We start from the raw sequence: 24,621 nt of genomic DNA on the forward strand, positions 1-24,621 counted from the left end.
TGGGGTTCCCTCCCGGTCGCACGCGGCGGATCGGCCGTCCGGCGGCGGGTTGCGGCGGCGGCAGTTTGCTGCGGCGGGCGATAAATTATCAGGAAGGGACCCTGATAGAAACACTCTGGAAGGATGAGCGTCCATGACCACCGTGCGTACGGCCACGCCGAGCACCGCCCGGGCGATCAACGACCGGCTGGCGCTCAACCTGCTGCTCGAACAGGGCCCCCTCACGGCCACCGAGCTGCGGGGCCTCACCGGCCTGTCCCGCCCCACCGTCGCCGACCTGCTGGACCGCCTCCAGCGCACCGGCCTGGTCGCCGTCGTCGGCGAGCGCGGCGAGCAGCGCCGCGGTCCCAACGCCCGGGTCTACGCACTGGTCGCCTCACGGGCCCACCTCGCCGCCTTCGACGTCCGCTCCGGCGGCGTCAGCCTCGTCGTCGCCGACCTGGCCGGGCGCACCCTCGCCTCCGCCGAGGTCCCGGTCGACGGCGGCGGCACCCCCGGCACCGCCGACCGGATCGTCCGGACGCTGCTCGACGTCGCGCACGGGGTCGGGGTCGAGCGGCTGCACACCGTCGCCGTCGGCGCGCCCGGCCTGGTCGACCCGGCCACCGGGCGCCTCCAGAGTACCGGGGCGCTACCCGCCTGGCACGGCGAACTCCTCGCCGCCCTACGCGAGTTGCCCGGCACCGAGGTGATCCTGGAGAACGAGGTCAACCTGGCCGGCCGGGCCGAGTACCGGGTCGGGGCCGCCCGCGACCGGGACACCTTCGTGCTGATGTGGCTCGGCCACAGCGTCGGCGCGGCCGTCGTCCTCGACGGGCGGCTGCGCCGCGGCTTCTCCGGCGGCACCGGCGAGATCTGCTTCCTGCCCGTCCCCGGGACCGCCGGCCTGCCCAGCGCCGCCAGCTGCGAGGGCGGCTTCCACGGGCTCGTCGGCAGCGCCGCCATCTGCGAGCTCGCCCGCGCCCACGGCCTGCCCGCCGACCCGGCCGGGGACGCGGCCGCCGCCGAGGCCGCCGTCCGCGCGGCGCTCGACGACCTCGACGACCTCGGCGACCTCGACGCCGTTGACGGGCCGGGCCGGGCGTTCCTGGACGAGCTCGCCGAGCGGATCGCCCTCGGCGCGGCCAGCGTCTGCGTCGTCCTCGACCCCGGCTGCGTCGTCCTCGGCGGCGAGATCGGCCGGGCCGGCGGCCCCGAACTCGCCGCGCGGGTCGAGCGCCGGCTCGCCGCGCTGTCCCCGCTGCGCACCGAGGTGCGGGCCGGTACCGCGGGCGGTGGCGCGGTGCTGGCCGGGGCCGTCCTGACCGCCGGGGACGCGGCCCGGCGGGACCTCTTCGGCGAGCCGTAGCGCCGAGCCGCAGCGTCGAGCCGTGGCGCCGAGGACCTGCGCCGCTTCGCGGGCCGGGGCACCGGTACGGCAGGATGGCGGCGATGCGCCCCGCGCGCGCCCGTTCCCGAACCACCATCAGGAGTCGCACATGGGCCAGCCCGACCTGCCGGTCAACCCGTACCGCATCGGCGAGGCCGCGTCGCTGCTCGGCGTCAGCGCCGACACCATGCGGCGCTGGGTGGACGCCGGGCGGGTCGCCGCCGAGCGGGACGAGCACGGCCACCGGATCATCCCCGGCGCCGAACTGGCGGCCTTCGCCCGCGAGTTGGCCCGGCCGGAGAACGCCGAGGCGGAGGGCAGGCCGTCCTCCGCGCGCAACCGCTTCCCCGGGATCGTCACCGACGTCGTGCTCGGCGACGTGGCCGCCCAGGTGGAGGTGCAGGCCGGGCCGTTCCGGGTGGTCTCGCTGATCAGCCGGGAGTCGGCGGAGGAGCTGAACCTGGTGCCCGGCGCGCCCGCCACGGCCGTCATCAAGTCGACCAACGTGATGATCGAACGCCGCTGACGCCGCCGACCCGTCCGTCGCACCCAGTCCCAGCCAGCCCCCAGCCATTCGCAGAGCAGCCCGAGCCGAACGAGAGGCCCCGACCGGGATGACCCACCCGCACCTGCCGACCACCCAGAGCGCCGTGCTCGCGATCGAGGCCGTCGCCGGCCGGCACGGCCGCACCGCCCGCGCCCAGCACGACATCGGCCGCGACCGGACCTTCGCCGGACTGGTCGGCGCCGGCGGCCCGGGCGGCGAGCTCGACGCCATTCCGCACGAGGCGCTGCTGGAGTTCGACGGCCGCCCGGCCGTCACCGTCCGCCTGTTCACGCACGACGAGGCGGTCGTGAGCGTCGAGGGCATCGCCTTCGACGTCCAGCGCGACAGCGTCCCGGCGTTCCTGAACTCGGTGTGGGGCGGCCTGGTGCAGGTCAAGGCCCGCACCTTCCCGCCGTCGACCACCATGACCGTCACCGTCCCCGGCGAGCCGACCTACCGCGAGGGCGTCGGCCTGCCGGACCTCACCCCTTGGATCGCTGGGCAGATTCGATGACCGCCGCCCGTACCCCCGCCGACCGTAGGCCCGTCCTCGCCGTCGCCCACCGCGGCGACCCGTACCGCTTCCGCGAGAACACCCTCGCCTCCGTCGAGTCCGCGCTCGCCCGCGGCGCCGACGCCGTCGAGGTGGACGTCCAGCTCACCCGGGACAAGGTGCCCGTCCTCCTCCACGACCGCACCCTGGAGCGCCTCTGGGACGACCCCAGGGACATCGGGCGCGTCACCCTCGACCAGCTCGACGAGCTGCGCCGCGGCCCGCTCGCCGTACCGACCCTCGCCGAGGCGATCAAGGCCGTGGCCGCCGCCCCCGAGGGCCGCCGGCTGCTCGTCGACCTCGACGAGCCCGGGCCGGCCGCCGCCACCTGGTCCGTCGTCACCGGCCTCGGCGCCGAGGAGCTGGTCGCCTTCTGCGGCCCGGCCACCGCGATGCTCGCCGTGCGCGCCGTCGCCCCCGGCGCCGAGATCGCGCTCACCTGGAAGCAGCCCCGGCTGCCCGTCCGCGCCCTGCTCGACGACCTGCGCCCGCGCTACCTCAACCCGCCGTTCGGGCTCGTCACGCCGGAGTTCACCGCCGCCGCGCGGGACGTCGGCCTGGCCGTCTCCACCTGGACCGCCGACCTGCGCCGCACCATGCGCCGGCTGCGCGACACCGGCGTCGACTCCATCACCACCAACCGGATCGACGTGCTGCGCTCGGTCCTGGACGGCCGCCGGTGATCGGTCCGAGGTCCCTCGGCCGCGCGGTGCTGGCCCGCCAGCACCTGCTCGACCGCTCCCGCCCGGAGCCCGCCGCGGTGGTCCGCCACCTCGGCGGCCTCCAGGCCCAGGCCGCGCCGCAGCCGCCCTACCTCGGCCTGCTCTCCCGGATCGACGGCTTCGAGCCCGGGCAGCTCACCACACTGATCGAGGAGCGCGCCGTCGTCCGGACCGCGCTCCAGCGCGGCACCATCCACCTCGTCACCGCCGAGGACTGCCTGACGCTGCGCCCGGTTCTCCAGCCCGTGCTCGACCAGGCGCTGCGCACCACCTACGGCGAGCGGCTCGCCGGGCTCGACCTCGCCGCGCTGGGCGCCGAGGCCAGGGAGCTGGTCGAGGAGCGGCCCCGCACCTTCCAGGAGCTCGGCGGGCTGCTCGCCGCCACCCGCCCCGACCGCGACCCGGCCGCGCTCGCCCAGGCGGCGCGCTGCCTCCTGCCGCTCGTCCAGGTGCCGCCGCGCGGGATCTGGGGCCGCGGCGGCCCCGCCGCCCACACCACCGCCGAGGCCTGGCTCGGCCGCCCGCTCGACCCCGCACCCTCGCTCGACGACCTCGCTCTGCGCTACCTCGCCGCCTTCGGCCCCGCCACCGCCGCCGACCTGCAGAAGTGGTGCGGCCTCAGCCGGCTCGGGCCGGTGCTCAAGGGGCTCGCCCCGCGGTTGTTCACCGACCGCGACGAGCATGGCCGCGTGCTCTACGACCTCCCGGACGCGCCCCGGCCGGGCCCGGACACCCCGGCGCCCGTCCGGCTCCTCGCGCCCTTCGACAACCTGCTGCTCTCCCACGCCGACCGCACCCGGGTACTGGCCGACGAGCACAAGGGCCGCGTCATGACGCAGAACGGGCTCGTGCACCCCACCCTCCTCGTGGACGGCGTCGTCGCCGGGACGTGGCAGCTGACGGCCGGGCAGGACGTCGTCGTCCGCCCGTTCGCGCCGCTGCGGCGCGCCGACCGGCAGGCGGCGGAGGCCGAGGCGAAGCGGGTGGCGGCCTTCGGGGGCGGTGCCGGGTCCGTTCGCTTCGAGGACGCCCGGTAGTGGACGCCCAGTAGAGGACGTGCAGTAGAGGACGTGCAGTACGAGGACGCCCAGTAGAGGGCGCCGAGCGGTGAGCTTCAAAAGGGTATAAAACGGGCAATTCGGCTGATCGTCTGATGGGATGGGTCGGTTCGCACTGATGTGACGACCCGGAGGTCCCGTGTCCGTGGAGCCCCCGTCCGGCGGTGCGCCGGACCACCGCAGGCCGTACCTGATGCTGCCGCCCGCGATGCGGCGGGCGGCGGCGTGGTCGGTGGCGGTCATCCTGCTGATCGCGGTCGCCTCGCTGGTGGTCTTCGCGCTGGTCGAGCTGCGGGCGGCGACCGTGCCGTTCGTGCTGGCGCTGCTCGGGGCGTCACTGCTGTATCCGGTGGTGCCGTGGCTGGTGCGGCGGGGCGTGGGGCGCAGCCTGGCGGCCGCCCTGACGTGCGTCGTGCTGGTCGCGGCCGTCGGCGGGGTGATCGCGCTGCTGGTCAACTCACTGGTGCACAGCGCCCCGCAGATCGCCACCTCGCTCCAGCGTGCCGGCCACCGGATCGCGGACTGGCTGGGGCCGTTCGGCGAGAAGATCCAGCACGCGCTCGACAATGCGAAGGGCGAGACGAACTCGCTCGTCTCCACGCTCACCAGCGGCGTGCTCTCCGGGCTCGGGCTGCTCACCCAGCTGCTCACCGGCGGGGTGCTGGCGCTGGCCCTGGTGTTCTTCTTCCTGCGGGACGGCCACCGCACCGGCGACTCGATCCGCTCCTACCTGCCGGGGCGCGGCGGCGACACCGTGGTCGCCTGCGCGGAGCGGGCGTTCGACGCGATGGCGGGGTTCATGCGCGGCACGACGCTGATCGCGCTGATCGACGCGGGCTTCATCACGGTCGGCCTGGTGGCCCTGGGGGTGCCGGGCGCGCCGGGGCTGGGCGCGCTCGTGTTCATGGGCGCCTACATCCCGTTCGTCGGGGCGTTCCTGTCCGGGACGGTGGCGGTGCTGGTGGCGCTCGCGGACGGCGGGCTCGGGACGGCGCTGTGGGCGCTCGGGGTGGTGCTGACGGTGCAGATGATCGAGGGCAACATCCTCCAGCCCGTCATCCAGAGCCGGACGGTGGAGCTGCACCCGGCCACCATCATGGTCGCGGTGGTGGCCGGCTCCGGGGTCGCCGGGATCCTCGGGGCGCTGCTCGCGGTGCCGCTGTGCGCGGCGGGCGCGGGCATCGTCTCCGTCCTGCGCGGCGTGCCCGGCCCCCGCGGGGCGCGGCGCGCGGCGGAGGGTGCCGGCGGTCAGGAGTAGGTGACGGGCCGGCCGGTGCGCAGGACGAACTCGGCGGCGCGGAGGTGGACGGTGACGTGGAAGGCGGCGTCGAGGTCCTCCGTCCAGGGCCCCGGGTGGAGCGCGGCGGCGGCCTGCGCCCGGTCGGCGAACCAGCTGTTGAGGAAGAGGTTCTCGGAGGTCGCGGGGATGCCCGGGGGCAGGCCGAGGACCTCGGCCAGGTGCCGGGCGGCGGCGAGGGCCGCGGGGGCGCCGGCCACCCGGGTGGTGTCGGTGTAGGCGGACTCGGCGGGCAGCTCGATCTCCTCGTCGAGGTCGACGGGTATCAGCACCTCCCAGTCCAGCAGTTCGCCGGACACGTCGTGCGCACGGCAGAGGCGTCCGAAGCTGTCCATCGGCACGTTGATCTTCACGTCGAACCGCTCGCCCGTGCCGTCCGCCGGCTCCGGCGGGCACGTGTACGGCGGCAGCCCGAGCTCGGCGAGCTCCTCGGCGAGCTCCTCGGCGAGCTCCTGCGCGATCGGCGCGTAGGCGTCCTCGTCGGCCCAGTCGTCGGAGCCGATGTCGACCAGATAGATCCCCATGCGGCACACCGTAGGGGGTGCCACCGACAATCCGGTTGCCGGGGGCGGGCGGGAGGTGCGAGGATGTTAATGCGACGGAAGTCGCAATAGTGAACGAGGGGGCGTGGATGACGCAGCGCGTGACGGAACGGTTCGAGGTCGCGGGTCCGGAGGACGGCCCGTACGGCGTCGCGGTGGGGGCGGACGGAGGCGTGTGGTTCACGCTCGTGCACGCGGGGGAGATCGGACGGCTGGCGCCGGACGGGACGGTCACGCGGTACGGGCTCGGGGCGGGCGGATGCGGGCCGGCGGTGATCACCCCGGGGCCGGACGGGGCGCTGTGGTTCACCCGGATGCGTGATCACCGGATCGGGCGGATCGGGGCCGACGGGCGGCAGGCCTCGTACGCCGTGCCGACGGCGGAGGCCGGACCGTATGGGATCGCCGCCGGGCCGGACGGCGCGCTCTGGTTCACCGAGATGAACGCCGACCGGATCGGACGGATCACCGTGGACGGCGACGTGACGGAGTTTCCGCTGCCGCTCGCGGGCGCCTTCCCGTCGATGATCACGGCGGGCCCGGACGGCGCGCTCTGGTGCACGCTCAACCAGGCGGACGCCGTCGCCCGGGTCGGCGTCGACGGCGAGGTCGTCGTGCACCGGCTGCCGGTCGGCACCGCGCCGGTTGGCATCACGGCGGGCTCGGACGGCGCGCTCCGGTACGTCGGCATCGGCGGCGGGCTGGTCGGGCGCGTCACCGTGGACGGCGAGGTCACCGAGCACCCGCTGCCCGACCGGGCGGCCCGGCCGCACGCGATCGCGGCCGACGCCGCCGGCCGGCTCTGGTTCACCGAGTGGGGCGCCGGGCGGATCGGCGTGCTCGACCCGGACGGCCGCTACGACGCGTACCCGCTGCCCGGTCCTTCGCCCGAGCCGCACGGCATCGCGGTCGGGCCGGACGGCGCGGTGCACGCGGCGCTGGAGCGCGGCGAACTCGTCCGGCTGGCGGGCTGATCCGCGTGCCGGGGCAACGGAACCGGCGGCGCAAGCAGGACGAGGAGCTGCGCCGCCAGAGTGAGGCGCGGGCGGCGGTCGAGGCCGCCGCCGGTCCGTGGGAGGTGCTGTTCAGCACCGAGGACCACCAGGAGCTCAAGGCCTTTGTGCAGCGCCTGCACCAGGACGGGCTCCCGCCGGACGCCGAGGTCGTCACGGACATGCTGTGCGGGCGGCTCCTCCACCCCACCGTCTACCGGCTGCGCATGCGGCGGCTCGACGTTCAGGGCTGAGGGGCGGTCAGGGCTGACGCCGCAGCAGGTTCTCCAGGTCGGCGAGCAGGCCGAGTGCGACCGTCCGGTCCGGGGCGGGCACCGGCGCCGGGGCGCGTTCGGTCAGGACGCGCAGGGCGGCGGCGGCCTGGCGGGCGAACAGCGCGAGGAGGTCCAGCTCGGGCAGGCTCGCGCGGGCCTGCGGGGCCGGGTCGAGCACCTCCAGGACCCCGAGCACCCGGCTGCCGTGCGTGAGCGGGGCCGCCATCAGCGCGTTCGGCACGTAAGCCGTGGACTCGGCGAAGTCGCGGTCGAAGGTGCGGTTGGCGGCCAGGTCGTCGACCACCATCGGCTCGCCGGAGGCGGCCACCCAGCCCGCGATCCCCGCGCCGGCCGGGAACCGGCGGCCCACCAGGGACTCCTCGCCGCGGCCGGACACGGCCTGGAAGACCAGCTCGCCCGCCGCCTCGTCGAGCAGGCAGACCGAGCCCGCCTCGGCGCCGAAGATCGCGCGGGCCACGTCCACCACGGACTGCAGCAGCTCGCGGGCGAGCGGGTCGACGGCGGGGTCAGTGCTGAGTGTCATCGGGCGCCTCCGGGGTGGGCGTGGACGGGACGGGCCGGACGTTGGCCGCGGTGAGGTAGAGCGCGCTCTTCAGCTGGAAGGTGGTCAGCCGCGGCTGCCGGGACAGCAGCCGGGCGCACAGCCCGGCGACGTACGGGGTGGCGAAGCTGTTGCCGGTGGTGCGGATGCTCGCGCCGCCGAGCCACGGCACCCGGACGTTCTGGCCGGGGGCGAAGAACTCGACCGGCGGCGCCGGGTTGTACAGGTGACGGGCCGGCTCGTCCTCCTGGTGGCTGCCGACCGAGATGACCGAGGAGAACCGCCAGGGGAAGCTCTCCACCGGGGTGTTGTGGGCGGAGGCGACGATCGCGGTGCGGGCGAAGTAGGCGTCGTCGGCGAGGGCGTGCAGCTCCTCCAGGAAGCGGGTCCGGGTGGTGGAGAGGCTGAGGTTGATCACGTCGAAGCCCTGCTCGACCGCCCAGCGCAGACCGGTGAGCAGCATGTCGCCGGTGCCGGTGAAGCGCTCGCCGAGCACCCGGACGCTGTAGAGCCCGCAGTCCGGGGCGGTGCGGCGGATGATGCCGGCGCACGCGGTGCCGTGGCCGCAGGTGTCGCCGGTGCGGTCCGGGCGGACGACGAGCTCGCGGGTCGCCGGGTCCCTGACGACGGCCCAGGCGCCGTCCAGCGGGCCGACCAGCGGGTGGTCGGGCTCGACGCCGGAGTCGACGACGCACACGCGCACGCCCTTGCCCGTCCCCCCGCCGTCGGCCCCGTCCGCCGGGGTGCCCTGGTCGGCGAGGACCGGGAGGTCGGCGGCGCCCCGTCCGCGCAGGCTCCAGGTCAGGCCCGCCGCGCTCACCGCGCGCCGCCGAGGCGCTCGGCCCGCCGGACGCCCGGCTGGTGGCCCTTGGCGGCGTAGTGGTCCCGCGCGGCGGCCGCGGCGACGGCGGCCTCGGCGGGCCGGTCGAGCAGCAGGAGGGCGTGCGCCCGGTCGAGCGCGGTGTCGGCCTGGAGGAGCAGGGAGTCGGTGGCCTCGGCGGCGCGGACGGCGGCCGCGGTCAGGTCGAGCGCCGGGCCGCGCTCGCCGCGGGTGGCGAGGAGCCGGCCGCGCAGCGCGTCCCGCTCGATGGCGAGGACGGACGGCAGCGGGGCCGGGCCGGCGGTGCCGTCGGGGTCTTCGAGGCCGTCGAGGTGGCGGGCGGCCTGGGCGGGGCGCTCGGTGTCCAGCAGGACGCGGGCGCTGTCGAGGGCCAGGCGCGGCAGCGCGCCGGGCGTGCCGAGCCGGCGGGCGGCCTCGGCGGCGTCGGCGAGCAGGTCGATGGCCTGGGCCCCCTGGCCGGTGGCCGCGGCGGCGCGGGCCGTCAGGGCGGGCAGCGTGACCGTCGCGTCGGCCAGCGAGAGCTCGCCCGCCAGGCCGTTGGCCTCGGCCAGCAGGAGCTCGGCCTCGCCGGGCCGGTCGCGCATGGCCAGCAGGACGGCGAGCGGCCCGCCGAGGGCGACCCGGACGGTCCGGCGGCCGGTGCCATGCTCGGACAGCAGGGCGCGCAGCCGGAAGACGGCGTTGGGCACGGGCTCCGGACCCGCCAGCAGGGCCTCGGCCAGGGTGCCGAGGACGGCGGCGCGGTCCAGCTCGGCGCCGGTGCGCGAGACGTGGCCGAGGGCCTCGTCCAGCAGGCGCTCGGCGGCGCCGGCCCGGCCGGCCCGCAGGTGCTCCTCGCCGAGGCGCAGCAGGGCGCGGGCCCGGCCGAGGTCGTCCCCGGCGTCGGTGAAGACGGGCAGGACGGCGCGGGCGGTGGCGGCGGGCTGGTCGGGGCCGGGCGGCAGGCCGCGGGCGGCCAGGACGAGCCGGGCGTGGGCGGCGTCCAGCGGGTCGGCGGCGGAGTCGCGGACCTGGGCGAGGACGGGCAGGGCCTCGTCGGCGCGGCCGGTGGCGAGGCGGGCCTCGCCGAGGCGGCGCAGCACCGGGCCCGCGGTGCGCTCGTTCGGGTAGTGCAGCCGGACGGAGCGCTCCAGCAGGTCGGTGGCGGCGGCGAGGTCGGCCCGGTCGAGGGCGCGGGCGCCCGCGGCGCCGAGCGCGGCGGCGGCCCGGGTGCGCAGGGTGTCGGTGCGGGCGTCGAGCAGGCCGAGTTCGAGCCGGAAGCGGTGGGCGGCCTCCAGGTGGCCGCCGACGGCGGCGTCGCCCGCGGCGCGGACGCCGGGCAGGTCGGCGGCGCGCTCGTGGCGCTCGGCGCGGGCCCGCTTGGACATCGACTGGTAGACGGACTCCTGGACGAGGCCGCTGCCGAAGCGGTAGCCGCCGTCGGCGGGTTCGACCAGGCGGCGCTCGGCGAGCCGGGTGAGCGCGGCGTGCAGGCGGGGCGGGGTGTCCTCGCCGTCGGCGGGCGGGCCCGGCAGGCCGGGCAGGCCGTCGATCGGGCCGGTGAAGACGTCGTCCTCGGGGTCGGCGAAGGCGTCCTGGTCGCTGCCGCCGCGGGCGAGCCGGGCGAGTTCGGCGGCGGTGAACGCGCGGCCGAGGACGGCGCCGAGGTCCAGCGTGGTGCGCTCGTCGCGGTCCAGGTCGGCGATCTGGGCGCTGAGCAGCGCCCGTCCGGTGGGCGGGAGTTCGTCGGCGAGGGCGGGCCCTTCGGCCTCGGTGAGGGCGGCCAGCAGCTCCTCCAGGTGCAGCGGGTTGCCCTCGGCGCGTTCCAGCAGGCGGGTGGGGACGGTGTCCTGGTGGGCGGTGAGCTCGGTCAACTGGGCGGCCAGCAGGGCGGATTCGTCCCAGGACAGGCCGCCGACCGCGAGGTCGGGCAACTCGGGCCGGGAGGCCGGGAGTTCGGGGCGGGCCAGGCAGAGCAGCAGGACCGGTGCCGGGCCGAGCGCGGCGACCAGCCGTTCGGCGGCGTCCAGCAGGGCGGGGCCGGCCCATTGGCAGTCGTCCAGGACCAGCACGGCCGGGCGCTCGACGGTGCGCCCGCGCAGGATCGCGGCGAGGCGGGCGCAGGCCTGCTCGGGGCCGAGCCCGGCGGCGGTGGCCTCCTCCAGCCGGGCGAGCGCCTCGGCGGGCGCGCCGGCCCCCGGCTCGTCCAGCAGGGCGCGGAGCGCCTCCGCGAGCGGGGCCAGCGTGCTCCGCTCGCCGTAGCTGCGGCAGCGGCCGGTGCCGCAGCGGGCGGTGCGCCGCCCCGTCCGCTCCAGCCACTCGCGCACCAGGCGGGTCTTGCCGATCCCGGCCTCGCCGTGCACCACCAGCAGCTCGGCGCCCTCGCCGCCGGCCACCCGGGCCAGCGCGGCGTCGAGGCGGGCGAGTTCGCGGGTGCGGCCGACCAGCGGGACGTCGAAGCGGCGCAGCAGCTCCGGGTCGTCCTCGTCCAGGCCGACCAGGCGGTAGGCGGTGACCGGCTCGGCCTTGCCCTTGAGCTGGAGCGGGCCGACCTCGTGCACCTGGGCGGCCGGGCCGGCCGCGCGCAGCGTCTGCGGGCCGATCAGCACCTGGCCGGGGGCGGCCCGGGTCTGCAGGCGGGCGGCGATGTTGACGGTCTCCCCGGAGATCAGCGCCTGGCGCGCGGACGCGTCCGAACCGGCCACCACCTGGCCGGTGTTGACGCCGATCCGGACGTCCAGGCGCACGCCCAGGGTGGCGTCCAGCTCGGTGTTGAGGTCCGCGAGGTCCTCCAGCATGGCGAGCGCGGCGGCCAGTGCCCGGTGGGCGTCGTCCTCGCGGATCACCGGGACGCCGAAGACGGCCATCACCGCGTCGCCGATGAACTTCTCCACCGTGCCGCCGTGTGCCTCGATCTGACGGTGCATCTGGTCGAAGTAGCGCAGGATCACCTCGCGGAGCGTCTCGGGGTCGAGTGCGCCGGAGAGGGCGGTGGAGTCGACCAGGTCGCAGAAGACCACCGTGACCAGCTTGCGCTCCTCGCCGGCCAGGTCGAGGGCGGCGGCCCGGGGGGTGCCGCAGGAGGGGCAGAACTGGTCGTTGGTGGTGGCGAGTTGGGCGCAGAGTGGGCAGGGCATGGTGGCAGTCCTTCGCTGGTCCTTCGCGACTGGGTGCGGGAGCGGGGCGCGGGAGCGGGGTGCGGGGGCGGGGTGCGAGAGGGGTGCGGGAGTGGAGTGCGGAAAGGCGGGTGCACGCCCAGGTTTTCGGGCGGGGCTTAGAGCCCGGTTCGCAGGCGCCTCGCGGGTGGTATGGCCGCAGGTGGGGAGGGGTTCGGGCGGCGCGACGGCCGTGGGCGGGGCGGCGCGGGAGCCCTCGGCGGGGCGCCGAGCTGCGGCCATACCGCCCGTATGCCGATTCCGAAGCCCGCCCGAGGTGCGGGTGCCTACCGTCGGTGCCGCGGCGGCGATCCGGCCGTCGGACAAGGTACTCGTTCCGAGAGAGGGGATCGGCCATGGCCGAGAACATCGAGCCGGTTGTCGGCGAGGACGGCTGGGACGGCTGGGAGGGCACCGAGGGCGCCGGCTGGGCCGAGGGCTCCGAGGTCGAGGCGCACGGCGAGGACGGCTGGGACGGCGCCGAGGGCGTCGACGGGAGCGAGGAGGCCGAGGTCGAGGCGCACGCCGCCAACGTCCTCGACCTCCAGGCGATGAAGATGCTGCACGAGGCCTCCGACGGCGCCTGCTTCAGCCTGATCAGCTACGTGCACGGCGCCGAGACCTCCGCCTGACCGCGCGGAACCCGGCGACGCCCGCGGCGGGGGCGGGCGCACCACCGCCCCCGGCCGGGCCAGTGCCGTGGCCCGAGGAACCCCGTCCCTGCTGCGAAGGGTGGCCATGGAAGCCACGTCACCGGAGCCCACGTTGCCGGAGCCCACGTCACCGGAGCCCACGTCGCTGGCCGGCAACCGCGACTTCCGGCTGCTCTGGATCGGCGGCCTGCTCGCCTCGCTCGGCGCCCAACTCGCCTCGATCGCGCTGCCGTTGCTCGTGCTGCGGGAGACCGGATCGGCCGCGCGGGCGGGGGCGATCGGCACCGTGTCCATCGGCGCGCTGCTGCTGAGCATGCTGCCCGGCGGCGTGCTCGCCGACCGGATCGAGCGGCGCCGGCTGATGCGGCTGTGCGACGTCGGCAGCCTGCTCGCCGTCACCGCCCTGGTGCTCGCCGTCCTGCGCGGGCACGCGCCGCTGCCGCTGGTGCTGCTCGTCGCCGCCGCCGGGGCACTCATCGCCAGTACGTACGGTCCCGCCGCCGGCGGCCTGTTGCGCGCGGTCGTGCCGCCCGAGCAGGCCCGCGCCGCGTCCGCCCGGATGCAGGCGCGGGGGGCCGCCGCCCGGCTGGTCGGGCCGCTCGGGGGCGGCGCCCTGTTCGCCTGGCACCCGGTGCTGCCCTTCGTCGCGGAGGGCGTAGGACTGCTGCTGTCGACCGTCTGCGTGGCGCTGATGCGGACCCGGTCCCACCCCGAGAAGAAGGCCGGATCGGTCTTCGGCCGGGGCGAGTTGACCGCCGGGATCGCCTTCATCTGGCGGCAGCCGTACTTGCGCACGCTGCTGCTGATCTTCGGGCTCGGGATGAACTTCGCGTTCAGCGCGCTGATGTTCACCACGCTCGCCGTCGCCTCCGACGGCGGACGGTCCGGCCTCGGCGGCGGCACCGTGGTGTCGTTCACCGCCGCCGGGGCCTTCGCCGGGGCGCTGCTCGCGCCGCGGCTGGACGGGCGGGCGCGCGACGGCGGCCTGGTCGCGGTCAGTTGCTGGGCCGCCGCGCTGACCGCCGGGGTACTGGTCGTCACGCGGGCACCGGCGCTGATCGGCCTGCTCTGCGCGGCCTGCATGTGCCTGTCGACGATCGCCAGCATCGGGTTCGTCTCCGGCATGCTGCTCGCCGCGCCGAAGGACCGGATCGGCCGGGTGCAGAGCGCGGCCGGCTTCCTGTCCACACTCGTCCAGCCCTTCGGCCCGCTGGCCGGCGGCGCCCTGCTGGGCGCGCTGGGCGGCACCCGGACCTTCGCCGTGCTGGCACTCGCCATCGCGCTGTGCGCGGCCGTGGTCACCTGGGCGCCACCCGTCCGGCGCGGGCCGCAACTCCAGACCGCCTGACGGATCCGACGAAGGAGCTGCTTGTGGCCGGCGTCCAGGAGACCCAGCTGTACTGCCTCGCCGACCGGACGTACTACGACACCCCCGGCCGCCTGCGCGACCGCGCCACCCGCTACCGGCTCGCGCTCGGCGCGCCGCCCGCCGGGTGGCGCCGCGAGGAGCGCGGGCTCTGGACGGCGTTGCGGCCCGAGGGCGGGCGGCTGCCGGAGCAGGGCTGGAAGATCCACGTGTCGGCGGTGCCGGAGGAGGCGGAGGCGACGCTGGCCGACGTCGCGCGGGTGTGCCTGGAGCGCCGGGTGGCGTTCAAGTTCCTGCGCAGCGCGGACGCGCTCCTGGTCGTCTCCGGGAAGTACATGGGGCGGGGGAGCAGCGGCAAGTTCGTCACGGTGTACCCGCGCGACGAGGACGAGTTCCTGCTCCTCGCACGGGAGTTGAGCGCGCTACTGGACGGGCGGCGCGGCCCGTACGTGCTCACCGACCTGCGGATCGGCACGGCGCCCGTGTACGCGCGCTACGGCGCGTTCGTCGAGCTGTGGTGCCGGGACGGGAACGGGCGAGCCGTCCCCGCGCTGCGCGACCCGTCCGGCGAGCTGGTGCCGGACCGGCGCGACCCGGTGTTCCGGGTGCCGTCGTGGGTCACGCTGCCCGCGGCACTGCGGCCGCACCTGGCGGCGCGGGAGGCGGCGGTCGGCGCGTTCCCGTACACCGTCCGGGAGGTGCTCCAGTTCTCCAGCGCGGGCGGGATCTACCTGGCCGAGCACCGGGAGAGCGGTGAGCGCGTGGTGCTGCGCGAGGCGCGCCCGCACGCCGGGCTGGACGCGGCCGGGGACGACGCCGTCACCCGGCTGCGCCGCGAGCGGTGGGCGCTGGAGCGGCTGGCGGGGCTGGACTGCGTGCCCCGGCTGCACGGGGTGCGGGAGGTGTGGGAGCACACCTTCCTGGTTCAGGAGCACGTCGAGGGCGTCCAGTTGTTCGGCGAGGTGATCCGGCGGTACCCGCTGGTGCACCAGGACTGCGGCCCGTCGGAGCTGGCGGCGTACGCGGCGTGGGTGGACGGCGTGGCGGCCGGGCTGGCGGCGGCGCTCGACGCGGTGCACGGGCGCGGCGTCCGGTACGGGGACCTGCACCCGGCCAACGTCGTGCTGCGGCCGGACGGTTCGGTGGTGCTCGTCGACTTCGAGTACGCGGACGAGCTGGGGAGTTCGCGCGTGCCGCGGGCGGGCGCGGGCGGGCTGCACGCGCCCGCCGGGCTGGGCGGGGCCGACGCGGACCGCTACATGCTGTGGGCCACTTGGCTGTTCATGCTGATGCCGCTGACGGAGCTGGCCGACCTGGACCCGGGCAAGCTGGCCGGGTTGGAGCGGCGGGCCCGGGAGTGGTTCGGACTCGGGGCGGAGGCGGGGCCGGCCCGGCCGGGTGCGGCCACGACTGGGGTGGTCGACCGGTCGCCGCTCGAAGGCCCGGAATTCGACGGTGTCGCCGGGGAGTTGATCGCCGGGATCCATGCCGGCGCGACACCGGACCGCCCGGACCGACTCTTCCCCGGCGACCCGGCCGGCTTCGCGGACGGCGGGACGGGCTTCGCACACGGCGCCGCCGGCGTCCTCCACGCGCTGCACCGCGTCGGCGCCCCGCACCTCGACGACTACGCGGACTGGCTGGTCGCGGCCCTGCGCCGGGTCGGACGGCCTTGTGGCGGCGGGCTCTTCGACGGGCCGCTCGGTGCGGCGGCGGTGCTCGCACGGGTCGGGCGGGCGGCGGAGGCCGCCGAGGCCGTGGAGCGGGTGCGCGGGGAGGCGCCGGCGCCGACCGCCGCGCTGTTCGGGGGCCGGGCCGGGGCGGCGCTCGCCCGGCTGCGGCTCGCCGACGCGCTGGGCAGCGCACGGGAGTTGGCGGACGCCGTCGAGGACGGGCGGGCGCTGGCGGCGGTCGTCCGGGGAGAGTACGTGCCGGGGCTGGCCGCGCCGGCCGGGGCCGGGCTGCTGTACGGCTGGGCCGGGATCGCCTTCGTCCAGCTACGGCTCTACCAACGCACGGGCGAGAAGTGGCTGTTGGCGTCCGGCCAGGCGGCGCTCGCGCGGGCCCGGGCGCAGTGCGTGACCGCACCGGACGGGTCGGTGCAGGTACTCGACGGCGGGCGGCACCTGGCGTACCTCGACCGCGGGAGCAGCGGGATCGCCCTCGTCGCGCAGGAGTACGCGGCGCTCGGGGACGAGGGCTGGGACGGGTTCCTGGCGGGCGTCCGGCGGGTGTGCGCGCCCGGGTTCGTCCGGGAGCCGGGGCTGTTCCGCGGGCGTGCGGGCCTGCTGCTGGCGCTGGACGCGCTGGGCGGGACGGCCGTGCGGGACGCCGTGCTCGGACAGGTGCGGAACCTGGAGTGGCACCTCGTGGCGCGGCCGGAGGGGCTGCTCGTGCCGGGCATGCGGCTGCGGCGCTTCTCGGCCGACCTCCACACGGGGGCGGCGGGGGTGCTGCTGGCGCTGCACGAGATCGGGGGCAAGGGGCTGCTGGACGCGCTGACGGCGGGGTGATCCGGGCTCAGGCCAGGTCGTCGGTGCGCTCGCGCGCGTGGAGGTGGGTGAGGCGCGGCAGGCCGTACAGGGCGGCGTGGGCGGCCACCTCGCCGGTCGGGGAGGTCACGGCGCCGGTGTCGGCGAGCGCCTCCAGCGTGCGCAGGGCGACGCGTTCGGGGCGGCCGAGGGCGGTGGCCGCCTCGGGGAGGGTGAAGAGCAGCGACAGCGGGAGCGCGGCGAGCCGGCCGAGGGCGAGGCGGCCCTGGTCGGTGAGGTCGCGCCAGCCGGAGTCCAGGCGCGCGCGGACGGCGACGTCCCCGGCGACGAGTTCGTCGAGGGCGCCGGTCGGGTCGGCCAGGCGGGCCGCGTACTCGGCGAGCGGGAGGTGGCGCAGCACGGCCAGCCGGGTGCCGCCGACCCGGACGGCGAGTGGCAGCAGGCCGCAGGACTCGACGATCCGGGCGGCGGCGGCGCGGTCGGTGCCGATCCGGCCGGGGCCGACGATGCGGCCGAGCAGGTCGAGGGCCTCGGCCGGGGCGAGGAACGGCACGGTGGTGCGGTGCACGGAGCCGAGCCCGGCGAGCTGGCTGCGCGAGGTGACGAGGGCGGCGCTCGGGCCGGAGTCGGGTGCGAGCTCGCGGACGGCGGCCTCGCCGGGGGCGTCGTCGAGGACGAGCAGCATCCGGCGGCCGGCCAGCGAGCCGCGCCACAGGGCGGCGGCCCGGGCGGGGTCGGCGGGCGCGTGGCCGGGGTGGCCGTCGTCGGCGCTGCCGTCGTCGGGGCGGCCGGTGAGGGCGGCGAGCTCGGCGAGGACGTCGGGGAGCGGGCGCGGCGTGCCGTCGGTGGTGCGCAGGCGGACGAGCAGGCGGCCGTCCGGGTAGCGCTCGGCGAGCAGGTGGGCGGCGTGCACGGCGAGCGTCGTCTTGCCGACGCCGGCCGGGCCGGAGAGCACCGCGACGCGTCCGCCGTCGCCGCCCAGCGCGTCCAGCAGGCCGTGGAGTTCGTCGGTGCGGCCGGTGAAGTCGGCGGTGTCGGCGGGCAGCAGCGAGGTGCCGGGGCCGGCGGCGGGTCTGGCGCCGGCCGGGCGGGCGCGGCCGGTGGTCAGCAGGCGGCGGTAGAGGGTGGTCAGCGCCGGGCTCGGTTCGAGGCCCAACTCCCGTGCGAGGAGCTGGCGGTGGTGGTCGTAGACGGCGAGGGCCTCGGCCTGGCGGCCGGACAGGTGCAGGGCGTTCATCCGGGCGGCCTGGAGCCGCTCGCGCAGCGGGTGCCGCTCGGCGAGGTCGGCCAGGTCCTCGGCCACGGCGGCGGCGTTGCCGAGCTCCAGCTCCGTCTCCGCCCAGTCCTCGTGGACGCCCAGGCAGCGCGCCTCCAGCCGTTCGGCCTCGGCCTCGACGGCGGGGGAGCGGCGCAGGTCGGCGAGCGGCGGGCCCTGCCACAGGTCGAGGGCCTGGCGCAGCAGCCGGGCCGCCGGGGCGAGCGCGCCGCTGTCGGCGGCGGCCCGCCCGGCCCGGGCGAGGGCGCGGAAGCGCAGCACGTCGAGCTCGGGCTCGGCGACGCGCAGCAGGTAGCCGGCGGCCGAGTGGACGAGCCGGTCCGGGCCGTCGCCGCGGCCGAGCAGGGTGCGCAGGGTGCTGATGTAGACCTGGAGGTTCTTGCGGGCGGTGCGCGGCGGCTCGTCGGGCCAGACCGCCTCGGTGAGCACGTCGACCGGGACGGCCGTGTTGGCGCGGCTCAACAGGACGGCCAGCACGAGCCGTTGCTTGGGGGCGCCGAGCGCGAGCGGGCGGCCGGCGGCCTCTGCGGTGAGCGGGCCGAGCACGGAGAAGCGCAGCCGGGCGGGGTCGGCGGACGGGGCCAGGGGCATCGGCGGACCTCCGGGAGGGTGGGGGCGGGGTGCTTCGCAGGGGGACGGTCCGTACGGGCGCAGGCTAGTGGAGGGCCGCCGCTCCCCGGAGGGTCGGTCGTCCCGCACGGGCCGGTTGCCAAGCGCGTGGTGCGGTTCCGGTAAGGCGGGTGGGCGGGCTGTCGGGGCAGGTCAGTCGGCGGGGCGCCGGCGCGAGGGCCGAGCCCGGCGGGGGGTGAGGGCCGGGTGAGGGACGGCTGCGCTCAGGCGGTTCTTGAGCGGGCGTCGGTGCGGGGGCGAGCGCGTCCCGAGGCCGGGGGGCCTGCCGGGCGTCCCGGGCAGGCCGTGCGGGAGGCCAAGGGGAGGACCGTGCGGGAGGTTCCGGGCAGCGGCGGTGAGGCCGAGGGGTGAAATGGGGCCGTTCGGCCCTGGGGCCGCCGCGGCGGGTGGGCGATGATGCCCTGGGCCCCGCCGTCCGTGGGCGGGGGTGAACAGAGGTGGAGTCGCGCGATGCCGGTCCGGGTGTTCCTGTTGGACGACCACGAGGTGGTGCGCCGCGGAGTGCACGACCTGCTGGACGGCGAGCCGGACCTGGAGGTCGTCGGGGAGGCCGCGACCGCCGAACAGGCCCTCGTCCGGGTGCCCGCGCTGCGCCCCGACGTGGCCGTGCTCGACGTCCGGCTCGGCGACGGCGACGGGGTGTCGGTCTGCCGCGAACTGCGCTCCCGCATGCCGGGACTGGCCTGCCTGATGCTCACCTCCTTCGACGACGAGGAGGCGCTGCTGGACGCCGTGATGGCGGGCGCCGCCGGCTACGTGCTCAAGCAGATCAGCGGCACCGACCTGGTGGCCGCCGTCCGGACCGTCGCCTCCGGCCGCTCGATGCTCGACCCGGGGGCCGCCACCCGCCTGCTCAACCGCATCCGCAGCGACGCCGAACCCGCTCAACCATCCATACCTGGACCAGATCTGACGACTCGTGAGAATGAAGTCCTGGCGCTGATCGGCGAAGGACTGACGAACCGTCAGATCGGCGAACGGCTCTACCTCGCCGAGAAGACCGTCAAGAACCACGTCTCCCGCCTGCTCGCCAAGCTCGGCGTGGAGCGGCGCGTCCAGGCGGCACTGATCGCCACCGAGCTGCGCCGCCCGGCCGCCCCGGACCGGCCCCCGCACCACCGCGGCCGGGGCTGACGGCCGACCCGGCGGAGACGGTCGGCACTTCCCCTGTGGGGTGTCGGGGGCATGCCCTAGCATGCGGCTCATGGGCGACGACGGGGGCACGAACCGGGTCCACAACGAGTTCAGCGGTGGCACGGCCGACAACGTGGTGATGGCCGGGCGCATCGACCACCTCACCATCACGCCACCGGGCACCGCTGACACGCCGGTGGACCGGGCCGCGCTCGAACTGGCCCGGATGGTCGGGGCCCAGTGGCGGGCCGAGGCCGGGGTCCGGGGCGTCCTGGACGAATCGGCGCTCCGGGTCCGGTGGACGCTCGACCGGGGCCAGGGCGAGCCCGACACCCTCGCATCGGCCGAACTGGCCACGGCCTACCTGGCGTTGCGGAGGCGCCGGCTGGTCGTCCTCGGCGGGCCGGGGAGCGGGAAGACGACGAGCGCGGTGCTGCTCGTCCTGGCCCTGCTCGCCGGGCACCCCCGGCTCGCGCAGGGCGACCGGGTGCCTGTGCTGCTGTCCCTGGCCTCCTGGGATCCGGACGCCGAACACCTGCACGCGTGGGCCGCCCGCCGGATCGCCGAAGAGTACCCGCGGCTGCTGCGCGCGGAGTTCGGCGGCCCGGAGGGCCCGGGCCGGCTGGTCGAGGCGGAGCGAGTGCTGTACGTGCTCGACGGACTGGACGAAATTCCGTCCCACCGGCGGACGTTGGCGTTGCAACGGCTCAACGAGTCGATGCCGGGGGACACCCCGGTCGTCGTGACCTCCCGGACGGACGAGTACTGGGCCGCCGTCCGGGAGTCCGACGTCCTGCGGTCGGCGGCCGTGGTCCGGGCCGATCCGGTGACGGTCGAGGACCTGGTCGCCTTCCTCCGCGCCGCCGCGCCGGCCCACCGGGCCGAGCAGTGGCGGCCGGTGATCGACGCGCTGCGCGCCGAGCCGGACGGACCCCTGGCCGCCGCCCTCGCCTCGCCCCTGATGGTGGGGCTGCTGCGCGAGGTGCACCTCACCGGGCCGGCTGATCCCGCCGTGCTCCTGGACCGGCTGCTGCTACCCGATGCCGCCGCCGTCGAGAACCACCTCCTCGACTCGCTGGTCGCCACGGCCTTCCCCGACGCACCGGCGCCGCCCGGCCGGCCGGGGCCGCACCGCCGCTGGCCGGCCCGGGCCGCGAAGCGGTGGCTCGGCAGCGTCGCGGCGGGACTCGGCGGGCCGGGCGGCGAGGACATCGCGTGGTGGCAGGTGGGGGCACCGGCGTGGCAGCGCGGTCTCGCGGCCGGAGTGGCCGGCGCGGTCCTGAGCCTTGCCTCGTCCTGGCCGCTGACGGCGGCCGAGCCGGAGGCGACCCTCGTCTTCGCCGGTGTGGCAGCCGGCTTCTACGCGGACGCCGCGACCAAGAAGCGCAGGTACGTCTCGCGCCGGATGCCCCGCGGCCGTACCCGGCCCTGGCGGCGCCCTTCACCCGGGATGCTCCTCCTGCTGGCGATCCTGGTGGCGCTGTTCGGCCTGATCAACGCCGCCTTCGTGTCCATCGGTGCCCGGAACGGGCACCTGTGGGCCGTGCTGATCATGCTGCCCGCGCCGCTGGTGGGTCTCTGGGCGGCAGCCCTGCTGGACCGGACGGCGACGTCCGACGACGCCGTGACTCCCGCGCGGTCGGCGGCGAAGGCGCTTCGACGGGCGACGGGCGCCGCCCTGGTGATCGGTTCACTCGTGACCTTCGCGGTCGTCACCGCGGTGCTGCTCGTTGCGAACCACGTGACCGTCAAGCTGGTGGTGCTCCTGCCGGTCTTCGGCCTGCACGTCTCGCTGGTTTCCCTGCTCCGGTCGCAACCGGGCCGGTACCTGCTCGCCCGCGTGGTGCTGGCGGTGCGCGGGCGGCTGCCGTGGCGGCTGACGGCGTTCCTGGAGGACGCGCACCGGCGGGGCGTGCTCCGGCAGGCGGGGTCGGTGTACCAGTTCCGCCACGCCCGCCTGCGGGAGCGGCTGGTCCACCGCCGGGCCGCCGGGCGGTAGGTGGTGCGGCCCCGGTCCACCGTGGGGTGGGCCGGGGCCGCCGTTTCGTCCTTAGGCGGGGACGATGGCGAAGGCGCCGTTGCTGAGCCCGGTCTCGGTGTACTGGCCGCTGTCGATGGCCTGCGGCCCGTACGCGTCGAAGACCTGGCCGTTCACCGTGATGCCGGAGAAGTCCAGGCGGTCGAACGACGGGTAGCTCTGGCTCGGGGACTCGATCACGGCCTCGGCGCTGACGTTCTGGCCGTTGAGCCGCTGGGTGGTGTGCTCCGTCCAGCCCTGGGTGGTGTCGGTGATCGTCAGCGTGTAGTTCGAGCCGCCGCTGTTGACCACCGAGGCGGTGAAGCTGTCGCCGGCGTCCACCGGGTCGTTGAAGTACTGCGGCGGGGCCGGGTACATCTCGTACCAGGCGGAGTAGGCCGGGGCGCCGCTGGAGCAGTCGACCTGGACGCCGGTCTGCTCGACGGTCTGCGAGCCGTAGCCGTCGATGCCGACCCAGGGGGCGAACAGGTCGTTGGAGGTGTTGCACTGCACGGCGGGCATCGTCCACGAGCCGGAGACGCTCCGGAAGCCGTTGCCCTGGGCGACGTAGCCGCCCCAGACGCCGCCGTCGTAGCGCAGGCCGCCGTGCCCGTAGCTGTGCACGGTGGCGTGGGCGGTGTGGGTGGGGGCGGCCGAGGCGGCGGGTGCGGCGACGGCCGCGGCCGGGAGGGCCAGGGCGGCCGCGAGCAGCAGCCGGCCGGTGCGGGAAAGGGCCATGGGGGGCTCCTTCGCTGGGGGTTGTGGGGTGCGCCCAGCTTGGGGGCGGTCGCGGCGGCCGGGAAGGGCGGAGGTGGGGCCGGAACCCGACATGGCGGGAACCTGTCACCAAGTCAATCCCTTGATTTCCGGCTCCGAGTGGCGCACAGTCGGGACTCGTCCGCCGGTGGAGGCGGCCGCGGGGAGGAACGTCGTGCCGAGTACAGCCAGGTTCGCGGGCCTCGGCCTCGGCACGGTCGAGGAGGAGATCTACCTCCGGCTGCTCGGCGTCCCGGCCGCCGACGCGGAGTGGCTCGCCACCCGGCTGCACCTGCGGGTCGTCAGCGTCGTCGCCGCGCTGACCGCGCTGTCCGACCAGGGCCTGGTCGAGGGCTCCGGCGACGGGAACTGGGCCGCCGTCCCGCCCGACGTCGCCCTGGAGGAGCTCCTGCTGCGGCGCGAGGTCGAGCTGCGGCGCGCCAGGGGCCGGATCGGCGAGCTCATGCGCACCTACCGGCAGGGCAGACCCGGCACCGAGGCGGGCGAGCTCGTCGAGGTGATCAGCGGCCGCGAGTCGATCGCCGAACTGTGGCGCACCCTGCAGCTCGGCGCCCGCGAGCGGCTGCGGATCCTGGACCGCCCCCCGTACGTCCGCCGGGCCGACCCGCAGACCGAACTCTCCCTGCTCGCCCGCGGCGTGAGCGCCCGGGTCGTGTACCACAGCGGGGTGCTGCGCGACCCGGAGCAGCTCGCCGGGATCCGCACCTTCACGGCGGCCGGGGAACAGGCCCGGGTGCACCCCGAACTCCCCCTGAAGCTCGCCCTGCTGGACGACCGCTACGCCCTGCTCCCGGTCACCGCGGGCACCGAGCTGCAGAGCGTCCTGCTGATCCGCCCCTCGACCCTCCTGGACGCGCTGGCCGGGCTGTTCGAGCTCTACTGGTCGCACGCGATGCGGCTGCCGGCCGTCCCCGAGGAGACCCCCGAGGACCGGCACCGGCAGCTGCTCACGCTGCTCGCGGCCGGACTGACCGACGAGTCCATCGGCCGCCAGCTGGGCGTCTCCACCCGGACGGTGCAGCGCCTCGTCCGGGAGCTGATGGACCGCTTCGGCGCCAGGACCAGGTTCCAGGCCGGCATCCAGGCCGCCCGGGCGGACCTGCTCTGACGCGGGTCGCTAGTGCGGATCGCCCTCGATCCGGCCCGCCAGCGCGCGGGCCGTGGGCCGCAGTTCGCGCCACCGGAGGACCAGCAGCGGGACGGCCAGGGCCAGGTAGACCCAGCTGAGCGCCAGGCGGGCGCTCTCGCCGGGGAGCACGAACTGGACCGCGAAGAGGACGAACAGCAGGCCCGCCTTCCACGGCAGGAAGCGCAGGTCGAGCAGCAGGACGACCGCGAGGAGCGTCTGGGCTGCCGTCAGCAGCACCTCGTCCACCTGGCGCTCGACCAGCGGGAGCGAGGCGCCGCCGCCCCCGGCCAGGTACGCGAGCGGGAGGCAGCCGATCAGCAGCGTCCACTGGTTGACCTTGCTGGACAGCAGTGCCCCGAGGCCGTCGTCGCCGCGCAGCCGCCACGCGAACACCACGGCGACGATCAGCTCCGGTGCCTCGGAGGCGAGCGGCGCGAGCCACTGCACGAGGAGGAAACGGTCGATGCCGAGCGAGGCGCCCGCGTCGACCAGCGAGGTCGCGAACGGCTCGGCGCACGCGAAGACGACCCCGGCAGCGACGGCGAAGACCAGGACGGTCGTGCACCGGCGCCGCGCGCGGGGCAGGGCGGCCAGCCGGGCCGGGACGCCGACCAGTTCCTCCTCGTCGGTCTCGCTGCACCGGCCGATCCGGAACAGGTAGTACGCGTACCAGGCGATCAGCACGGCGGCCAGCACCCACGAGATCTGCCGCGCCGCGGGCATCACGAAGGCCACCAGCGCGGCGACGCCCAGGAACGCGGTGTCGATGCGGCGGTGCTCGCGCAGCCCGATCCCGGGCGCCACCCCGCGGCGGCGCGCCGCGACGTACGCGGCCAGCGCGACCAGCGGCCAGCCGACGCCGACGAGGAGCCGGTTGGCGCCGGTCATGTTGGCGGCGGCGTAGGCGGCGTACTCGGGCCGGGTGCCCGCCGCGTACGCGAACCAGAGGTCGACGGCGTACTCGGGCAGGACGGCGATGAACGCGAGGAGGGCGAGGGCGAGCGGGCCGGAGATGTCGGCGCGGGCGGTCTCGGCGGCCCACATGAGCAGCAGCGCCGCGGACATCACCCCGAGCCCGAAGAGCGCCATCCCGGCCACCGGCGACGGGTGCACCCCGGCGATCCGCAGCACCACGGCCGGCAGCGCGCCGGCCACGGCCGCGGCCAGCCGTAGCGCCGTCACACCGCCGCTCGGGGGCGGCGCCGACGGCGGCTCTGCGGTGCCCTGCGGGGCGGTCACGGGCAACTCCTGGGCC

Annotated in this window: 21 protein-coding genes; 14 read left to right on the forward strand and 7 right to left on the reverse strand. The window is 76.4% G+C overall.

From position 1 onward, the window contains the following. Positions 1-133: 133 nt before the first annotated feature. From ACFVSN_RS13165 to ACFVSN_RS13190, 6 genes are all read left to right on the forward strand, one after another. Complete coding sequence (locus ACFVSN_RS13165) at positions 134-1,348, forward strand: ROK family transcriptional regulator (RefSeq protein ID WP_387954995.1); 1,215 nt, start codon at positions 134-136, stop codon at positions 1,346-1,348. A 130-nt stretch (positions 1,349-1,478) separates the two neighbouring features. Beyond that, the gene (locus ACFVSN_RS13170) at positions 1,479-1,895 is read left to right on the forward strand and encodes a TOBE domain-containing protein (RefSeq protein ID WP_329929323.1); all 417 of its coding nucleotides are present in this window, start codon (positions 1,479-1,481) and stop codon (positions 1,893-1,895) included. Positions 1,896-1,983: 88 nt separating this feature from the next. Further along, positions 1,984-2,430: a hypothetical protein gene (locus ACFVSN_RS13175; RefSeq protein ID WP_380442995.1), complete on the forward strand. Its 447-nt coding sequence runs from the start codon at positions 1,984-1,986 to the stop codon at positions 2,428-2,430. Continuing rightward, positions 2,427-3,152 (forward strand): glycerophosphodiester phosphodiesterase, encoded by a 726-nt coding sequence (locus ACFVSN_RS13180; RefSeq protein ID WP_380502111.1) that lies wholly within the window; start codon positions 2,427-2,429, stop codon positions 3,150-3,152. Before ACFVSN_RS13175 ends, ACFVSN_RS13180 begins: the two co-directional genes overlap by 4 nt. Next, positions 3,149-4,228: a winged helix DNA-binding domain-containing protein gene (locus tag ACFVSN_RS13185; RefSeq protein WP_387954998.1), complete on the forward strand. Its 1,080-nt coding sequence runs from the start codon at positions 3,149-3,151 to the stop codon at positions 4,226-4,228. Before ACFVSN_RS13180 ends, ACFVSN_RS13185 begins: the two co-directional genes overlap by 4 nt. 160 nt (positions 4,229-4,388) lie before the next feature. Further along, complete coding sequence (locus ACFVSN_RS13190; protein WP_387955000.1) at positions 4,389-5,507, forward strand: AI-2E family transporter; 1,119 nt, start codon at positions 4,389-4,391, stop codon at positions 5,505-5,507. Here the strand turns inward: ACFVSN_RS13190 and ACFVSN_RS13195 are convergent. Next, on the reverse strand, positions 5,498-6,070 hold the full coding sequence (locus ACFVSN_RS13195; protein ID WP_387955002.1) for a hypothetical protein: 573 nt from the start codon (positions 6,068-6,070) through the stop codon (positions 5,498-5,500). The genes ACFVSN_RS13190 and ACFVSN_RS13195 overlap by 10 nt on opposite strands. A 107-nt stretch (positions 6,071-6,177) precedes the next feature. Here ACFVSN_RS13195 and ACFVSN_RS13200 point away from each other — a divergent pair, with 107 nt between their 5' ends. Together ACFVSN_RS13200 and ACFVSN_RS13205 are read left to right on the forward strand one after the other, a co-directional pair. Then, positions 6,178-7,062 carry a virginiamycin B lyase gene (locus ACFVSN_RS13200; protein WP_387955004.1) on the forward strand — a complete coding sequence of 295 codons (885 nt, stop codon included), beginning with the start codon at positions 6,178-6,180 and terminating at the stop codon, positions 7,060-7,062. A gap of 5 nt (positions 7,063-7,067) precedes the next feature. Beyond that, positions 7,068-7,334: a hypothetical protein gene (locus tag ACFVSN_RS13205; protein WP_380443009.1), complete on the forward strand. Its 267-nt coding sequence runs from the start codon at positions 7,068-7,070 to the stop codon at positions 7,332-7,334. Between the two features lie 7 nt (positions 7,335-7,341). Here ACFVSN_RS13205 and ACFVSN_RS13210 read toward each other — a convergent pair whose 3' ends face one another. Genes ACFVSN_RS13210 through ACFVSN_RS13220 form a run of 3 tightly spaced genes read right to left on the reverse strand, consistent with a single transcriptional unit; the run spans position 7,342 to position 11,874 of the window. Beyond that, positions 7,342-7,899 (reverse strand): GAF domain-containing protein, encoded by a 558-nt coding sequence (locus ACFVSN_RS13210; protein ID WP_387598643.1) that lies wholly within the window; start codon positions 7,897-7,899, stop codon positions 7,342-7,344. Further along, entirely contained in the window at positions 7,883-8,737 is an 855-nt protein-coding gene (locus ACFVSN_RS13215; RefSeq protein WP_387955006.1) for a S8 family serine peptidase, read from the reverse strand. Before ACFVSN_RS13215 ends, ACFVSN_RS13210 begins: the two co-directional genes overlap by 17 nt. Next, positions 8,734-11,874 carry an adenylate/guanylate cyclase domain-containing protein gene (locus ACFVSN_RS13220; protein ID WP_387955008.1) on the reverse strand — a complete coding sequence of 1,047 codons (3,141 nt, stop codon included), beginning with the start codon at positions 11,872-11,874 and terminating at the stop codon, positions 8,734-8,736. Before ACFVSN_RS13220 ends, ACFVSN_RS13215 begins: the two co-directional genes overlap by 4 nt. Positions 11,875-12,248: 374 nt before the next feature. On the opposite strand from ACFVSN_RS13220, the gene ACFVSN_RS13225 reads away from it, so the two are divergent. From ACFVSN_RS13225 to lanKC, 3 genes are all read left to right on the forward strand, one after another. Next, entirely contained in the window at positions 12,249-12,524 is a 276-nt protein-coding gene (locus tag ACFVSN_RS13225) for a hypothetical protein (RefSeq protein WP_380443017.1), read from the forward strand. 133 nt (positions 12,525-12,657) lie between these two features. Then, entirely contained in the window at positions 12,658-13,893 is a 1,236-nt protein-coding gene (locus ACFVSN_RS13230) for an MFS transporter (RefSeq protein WP_387955011.1), read from the forward strand. A gap of 23 nt (positions 13,894-13,916) precedes the next feature. Further along, a complete protein-coding gene (lanKC, locus tag ACFVSN_RS13235; RefSeq protein ID WP_387955013.1) occupies positions 13,917-16,424 on the forward strand; it encodes a class III lanthionine synthetase LanKC in 2,508 nt (835 codons plus the stop codon). A gap of 7 nt (positions 16,425-16,431) precedes the next feature. On the opposite strand, the gene ACFVSN_RS13240 is transcribed toward lanKC, so the two are convergent. Continuing rightward, positions 16,432-18,270 (reverse strand): BTAD domain-containing putative transcriptional regulator, encoded by a 1,839-nt coding sequence (locus ACFVSN_RS13240; RefSeq protein ID WP_387955015.1) that lies wholly within the window; start codon positions 18,268-18,270, stop codon positions 16,432-16,434. 489 nt (positions 18,271-18,759) lie between these two features. On the opposite strand from ACFVSN_RS13240, the gene ACFVSN_RS13245 reads away from it, so the two are divergent. Both ACFVSN_RS13245 and ACFVSN_RS13250 read left to right on the forward strand, forming a co-directional pair. Then, positions 18,760-19,443: a response regulator gene (locus tag ACFVSN_RS13245; RefSeq protein ID WP_387955017.1), complete on the forward strand. Its 684-nt coding sequence runs from the start codon at positions 18,760-18,762 to the stop codon at positions 19,441-19,443. Between the two features lie 70 nt (positions 19,444-19,513). After that, complete coding sequence (locus ACFVSN_RS13250) at positions 19,514-21,442, forward strand: NACHT domain-containing protein (protein ID WP_387955019.1); 1,929 nt, start codon at positions 19,514-19,516, stop codon at positions 21,440-21,442. Between the two features lie 51 nt (positions 21,443-21,493). Here ACFVSN_RS13250 and ACFVSN_RS13255 read toward each other — a convergent pair whose 3' ends face one another. Beyond that, on the reverse strand, positions 21,494-22,198 hold the full coding sequence (locus ACFVSN_RS13255) for a G1 family glutamic endopeptidase (RefSeq protein WP_387955021.1): 705 nt from the start codon (positions 22,196-22,198) through the stop codon (positions 21,494-21,496). 193 nt (positions 22,199-22,391) lie between these two features. Between ACFVSN_RS13255 and ACFVSN_RS13260 the strand changes: the two genes are divergently transcribed. Then, entirely contained in the window at positions 22,392-23,345 is a 954-nt protein-coding gene (locus tag ACFVSN_RS13260; protein WP_387955023.1) for a LuxR C-terminal-related transcriptional regulator, read from the forward strand. Between the two features lie 9 nt (positions 23,346-23,354). Here ACFVSN_RS13260 and ACFVSN_RS13265 read toward each other — a convergent pair whose 3' ends face one another. After that, positions 23,355-24,605, reverse strand: coding sequence for a hypothetical protein (locus ACFVSN_RS13265; RefSeq protein WP_387955025.1), 1,251 nt, complete (start codon positions 24,603-24,605; stop codon positions 23,355-23,357). Positions 24,606-24,621 lie beyond the last annotated feature (16 nt).

The sequence above is a fragment of the Kitasatospora sp. NPDC057904 genome (assembly GCF_042887925.1).
Classification (GTDB): Bacteria; Actinomycetota; Actinomycetes; order Streptomycetales; family Streptomycetaceae; genus Kitasatospora.

Bases quoted from the DNA above. Each gene is read 5' to 3' on its own strand.
- ACFVSN_RS13210 (WP_387598643.1), bottom strand. From the start codon at position 7,899: ATGACACTCAGCACTGACCCCGCCGTCGACCCGCTCGCCCGCGAGCTG.
- ACFVSN_RS13225 (WP_380443017.1), top strand. From the start codon at position 12,249: ATGGCCGAGAACATCGAGCCGGTTGTCGGCGAGGACGGCTGGGACGGC.
- ACFVSN_RS13220 (WP_387955008.1), bottom strand. From the start codon at position 11,874: ATGCCCTGCCCACTCTGCGCCCAACTCGCCACCACCAACGACCAGTTC.
- ACFVSN_RS13200 (WP_387955004.1), top strand. From the start codon at position 6,178: ATGACGCAGCGCGTGACGGAACGGTTCGAGGTCGCGGGTCCGGAGGAC.
- ACFVSN_RS13170 (WP_329929323.1), top strand. From the start codon at position 1,479: ATGGGCCAGCCCGACCTGCCGGTCAACCCGTACCGCATCGGCGAGGCC.
- ACFVSN_RS13180 (WP_380502111.1), top strand. From the start codon at position 2,427: ATGACCGCCGCCCGTACCCCCGCCGACCGTAGGCCCGTCCTCGCCGTC.
- ACFVSN_RS13255 (WP_387955021.1), bottom strand. From the start codon at position 22,198: ATGGCCCTTTCCCGCACCGGCCGGCTGCTGCTCGCGGCCGCCCTGGCC.
- ACFVSN_RS13195 (WP_387955002.1), bottom strand. From the start codon at position 6,070: ATGGGGATCTATCTGGTCGACATCGGCTCCGACGACTGGGCCGACGAG.
- ACFVSN_RS13165 (WP_387954995.1), top strand. From the start codon at position 134: ATGACCACCGTGCGTACGGCCACGCCGAGCACCGCCCGGGCGATCAAC.
- ACFVSN_RS13240 (WP_387955015.1), bottom strand. From the start codon at position 18,270: ATGCCCCTGGCCCCGTCCGCCGACCCCGCCCGGCTGCGCTTCTCCGTG.
- ACFVSN_RS13250 (WP_387955019.1), top strand. From the start codon at position 19,514: ATGGGCGACGACGGGGGCACGAACCGGGTCCACAACGAGTTCAGCGGT.
- ACFVSN_RS13175 (WP_380442995.1), top strand. From the start codon at position 1,984: ATGACCCACCCGCACCTGCCGACCACCCAGAGCGCCGTGCTCGCGATC.
- ACFVSN_RS13245 (WP_387955017.1), top strand. From the start codon at position 18,760: ATGCCGGTCCGGGTGTTCCTGTTGGACGACCACGAGGTGGTGCGCCGC.